Annotated in this window: 2 rRNA genes; both read right to left on the reverse strand. The window is 52.5% G+C overall.

The features are described 5' to 3' along the window. Window positions 1-41: 41 nt before the first annotated feature. A 23S ribosomal RNA gene (locus ACN08W_RS08365) occupies window positions 42-3,123 on the reverse strand. A gap of 340 nt (window positions 3,124-3,463) precedes the next feature. Continuing rightward, window positions 3,464-4,990: ribosomal RNA gene (locus ACN08W_RS08370) — 16S ribosomal RNA — on the reverse strand. Together the 16S and 23S rRNA genes form the textbook arrangement of a ribosomal RNA operon. Window positions 4,991-5,060 lie beyond the last annotated feature (70 nt).

A 5,060-nucleotide genomic window follows, 5' to 3' on the forward strand; every position in this document is an offset into this window, starting at 1 on the left:
AAAACCGTACAGTGGACACAAACACAAAACAAAGCCAAAATAAACATAAGCCTTCGGTCTATTAGTACCAGTCAACTCCACAAGTCTCACGTCCTTGCTTCCATACCCGGCCTATCAACCCCATCATCTATAGGGAACCTCACACCCACAAAGGGCAAGGAAATCTCATCTCAAAACAGGCTTCCCGCTTAGATGCCTTCAGCGGTTATCCCTCCCGAACGTAGCCAATCAGCCATGCACCTGGCGGTACAACTGACATACCAGAGGTTCGTCCGTCCCGGTCCTCTCGTACTAAGGACAGCCTTTCTCAAATTTCCAACGCACGCAGCGGATAGGGACCGAACTGTCTCACGACGTTCTGAACCCAGCTCGCGTACCGCTTTAATGGGCGAACAGCCCAACCCTTGGGACCAACTCCAGCCCCAGGATGCGACGAGCCGACATCGAGGTGCCAAACCATGCCGTCGATATGGACTCTTGGGCAAGATCAGCCTGTTATCCCCGAGGTACCTTTTATCCGTTGAGCGACGGCCGTTCCACAACGTACCGCCGGATCACTAGTCCCGACTTTCGTCCCTGCTCGACCTGCCAGTCTCACAGTCAAGCTCCCTTGTGCACTTACACTCAACACCTGATTGCCAACCAGGCTGAGGGAACCTTTGGGCGCCTCCGTTACACTTTAGGAGGCAACCGCCCCAGTTAAACTACCCATCAGGCACTGTCCCTGAACCAGATCATGGCCCGAAGTTAGACATCCAATATGACCAGAGTGGTATTTCAACAACGACTCCACCATAACTAGCGTCACGGCTTCAACATCTCCCACCTATCCTACACAAGCCACACCGAACATCAATACCAAACTATAGTAAAGGTCACGGGGTCTTTCCGTCCTGCTGCGCGAAACGAGCATCTTTACTCGTACTGCAATTTCGCCGAGTTCATGGTTGAGACAGTAGGGAAGTCGTTACTCCATTCGTGCAGGTCGGAACTTACCCGACAAGGAATTTCGCTACCTTAGGATGGTTATAGTTACCACCGCCGTTTACTGGGGCTTAAATTCTCAGCTTCGCCCAAAAGAGCTAACCAATCCTCTTAACCTTCCAGCACCGGGCAGGAGTCAGTCCGTATACATCGTCTTACGACTTCGCACGGACCTGTGTTTTTGATAAACAGTCGCTTCCCCCTGGTCTCTGCGACCCATACACGCTCCCCACCGCAAGGGCAGTTCACGCTCAAGGTCCCCCTTCTCCCGAAGTTACGGGGGCATTTTGCCGAGTTCCTTAACCATGATTCTCTCGATCGCCTTAGTATTCTCTACCTGATCACCTGTGTCGGTTTAGGGTACGGGCAACTAGAACCTCACGCCGATGCTTTTCTCGGCAGCATAGGATCACCAAATCCTCCACAAAGGAGTCCCATCACGTCTCAGGCCAACACCAGCGCATTTAACAACTGGATACCCTACACGCTTAGACCACGACAACCACCGCGTGGCTTGGCTACCTTCCTGCGTCACACCTGTTAATACGTTTACCTCCAAGGATAGGACCCTACAACCAACCAGCACACCCCCAAAAAGAAGGCACACCAGCATCGCATAGTTAGCATCACCAATTCAGTATTGACGGTTCTTCGTCGGTACGGGAATATCAACCCGTTATCCATCGACTACGCCTGTCGGCCTCGCCTTAGGCCCCGACTAACCCAGGGCAGATTAGCTTGACCCTGGAACCCTTGATCATCCGGCGCACGGGTTTCCCACCCGTGATTCGCTACTCATGCCTGCATTCTCACTCGCATACCCTCCACCACAGTTCACACCGCAGCTTCACCGAATACACGACGCTCCCCTACCCAACAAGAAAAATCTCATTGCCACAACTTCGGTGGTGTACTTGAGCCCCGCTACATTATCGGCGCAGAATCACTTGACCAGTGAGCTATTACGCACTCTTTCAAGGATGGCTGCTTCTAAGCCAACCTCCTGGTTGTCTAAGCAACTCCACATCCTTTCCCACTTAGTACACGCTTAGGGACCTTAATTGATGGTCTGGGCTGTTTCCCTCTCGACAATGAAGCTTATCCCCCACTGTCTCACTGCCGCGCTCTCACTTACCAGCATTCGGAGTTTGGCTGACGTCAGTAACCAATACGGCCCATCGGCCAACCAGTAGCTCTACCTCTGATAAGAAACACACGACGCTGCACCTAAATGCATTTCGGGGAGAACCAGCTATCACAGAGTTTGATTGGCCTTTCACCCCTATCCACAGCTCATCCCCTCCATTTTCAACTGAAGTGGGTTCGGTCCTCCACGACGTCTTACCGTCGCTTCAACCTGGCCATGGATAGATCACTCCGCTTCGGGTCTAGATCCTGCCACTCAAACGCCCTATTCAGACTCGCTTTCGCTACGGCTACCCCACACGGGTTAACCTCGCGACAGAACACTAACTCGCAGGCTCATTCTTCAAAAGGCACGCTGTCACCCCAAAAGGCTCCAACGGCTTGTAAGCACACGGTTTCAGGTACTATTTCACTCCCCTCCCGGGGTACTTTTCACCATTCCCTCACGGTACTGATTCACTATCGGTCATCAGGAAGTATTTAGACTTACCAGGTGGTCCTGGCAGATTCACACGAGATTCCACGAGCCCCGTGCTACTCGGGAAAACAAACGCCCGGCGTGTCAAATTTCGGTTACGGGACTCTCACCCTCTACGGCAGCCCATCCCAAGGCCTTCACCTACCCAACACGACATCAAGCCAGTAGCCAGTTAGAACTACCACGCTGCTCCCACAACCCCCATGATGCAACCCCTAACCGGTATCACACACCACAGGTTTAGTCTCATCCGCTTTCGCTCGCCACTACTCACAGAATCATTATTTATTTTCTCTTCCAGCAGGTACTGAGATGTTTCACTTCCCCGCGTTCCCCCCAACCAGCCTATACATTCAACTGGTGGTAACAAGCCTTACAACTTGCTGGGTTTCCCCATTCGGAAATCCTCGAATCAACGTCCTGTTATCGACTCCCCGAGGCTTATCGCAGATTCACACGTCCTTCATCGGCTCCTGATGCCAAGGCATCCACCGTGTGCCCTTAATGACTTACGACACACAAAATAATCAAAGATTATTTCAAAATAACTAAGTTTTACAAATCAAAGAAACACATCCAAACAACAAAAATCATTCAAACAGTTTCCAGAAGATGCTCGCGTCCACTATACAGTTCTCAAACAACAACCCAACTACCAACAAACACCACCACAAAAAACAGCAGCACCCATCAGTACCAGGCAAAACGAGAATCACAAACCAAAGCCTGCAACCTCAAAACCCAACAATGCGCCCTCTACCATCCAAAAACCACAACCAACATTCCACCCATGAGCAAACCCAGTGTCCAACACTCGTGAACAAACCAGGCCAACCAAAAGATTGAGCTCCTTAGAAAGGAGGTGATCCAGCCGCACCTTCCGGTACGGCTACCTTGTTACGACTTAGTCCCAATCGCCAATCCCACCTTCGACGGCTCCCCCCAAAAAGGTTAGGCCACCGGCTTCGGGTGTTACCAACTTTCGTGACTTGACGGGCGGTGTGTACAAGGCCCGGGAACGTATTCACCGCAGCGTTGCTGATCTGCGATTACTAGCGACTCCGACTTCATGGGGTCGAGTTGCAGACCCCAATCCGAACTGAGACCGGCTTTTTGGGATTAGCTCAACCTCACAGTATCGCAACCCATTGTACCGGCCATTGTAGCATGCGTGAAGCCCAAGACATAAGGGGCATGATGATTTGACGTCATCCCCACCTTCCTCCGAGTTGACCCCGGCAGTCTCCTATGAGTCCCCACCATAACGTGCTGGCAACATAGAACGAGGGTTGCGCTCGTTGCGGGACTTAACCCAACATCTCACGACACGAGCTGACGACAACCATGCACCACCTGTACACCAGCCCCGAAGGGAAAAACCATCTCTGATCCGATCCAGTGTATGTCAAGCCTTGGTAAGGTTCTTCGCGTTGCATCGAATTAATCCGCATGCTCCGCCGCTTGTGCGGGCCCCCGTCAATTCCTTTGAGTTTTAGCCTTGCGGCCGTACTCCCCAGGCGGGGCACTTAATGCGTTAGCTACGGCGCGGAAAACGTGGAATGTCCCCCACACCTAGTGCCCAACGTTTACGGCATGGACTACCAGGGTATCTAATCCTGTTCGCTCCCCATGCTTTCGCTTCTCAGCGTCAGTTACAGCCCAGAGACCTGCCTTCGCCATCGGTGTTCCTCCTGATATCTGCGCATTTCACCGCTACACCAGGAATTCCAGTCTCCCCTACTGCACTCTAGTCTGCCCGTACCCACTGCAATACCGGAGTTAAGCCCCGGTCTTTCACAGCAGACGCGACAAACCGCCTACAAGCTCTTTACGCCCAATAATTCCGGACAACGCTCGCGCCCTACGTATTACCGCGGCTGCTGGCACGTAGTTAGCCGGCGCTTCTTCTGCAGGTACCGTCACTTTCGCTTCTTCCCTGCTGAAAGAGGTTTACAACCCGAAGGCCGTCATCCCTCACGCGGCGTCGCTGCATCAGGCTTGCGCCCATTGTGCAATATTCCCCACTGCTGCCTCCCGTAGGAGTCTGGGCCGTGTCTCAGTCCCAGTGTGGCCGGTCACCCTCTCAGGCCGGCTACCCGTCGTCGCCTTGGTGAGCCATTACCTCACCAACAAGCTGATAGGCCGTGAGCCCATCTAAAACCAGTACAAACCCTTTCCACCAAACTCCATGCGAAGAATGGTCATATCCAGTATTAGACCCAGTTTCCCAGGCTTATCCCAGAGTCAAAGGCAGGTTACTCACGTATTACTCACCCGTTCGCCACTAATCCACTCCAGCAAGCTGGAGCTTCATCGTTCGACTTGCATGTGTTAAGCACGCCGCCAGCGTTCGTCCTGAGCCAGGATCAAACTCTCCGTTAGAAAACAAAAGACATTTGAAAACCTGATCTCAAAATAAAAAACAAAACAACAACCTCAAACGCCACACGGG

The organism is Rothia sp. CCM 9419 (assembly GCF_048512815.1).
Classification (GTDB): Bacteria; Actinomycetota; Actinomycetes; order Actinomycetales; family Micrococcaceae; genus Rothia.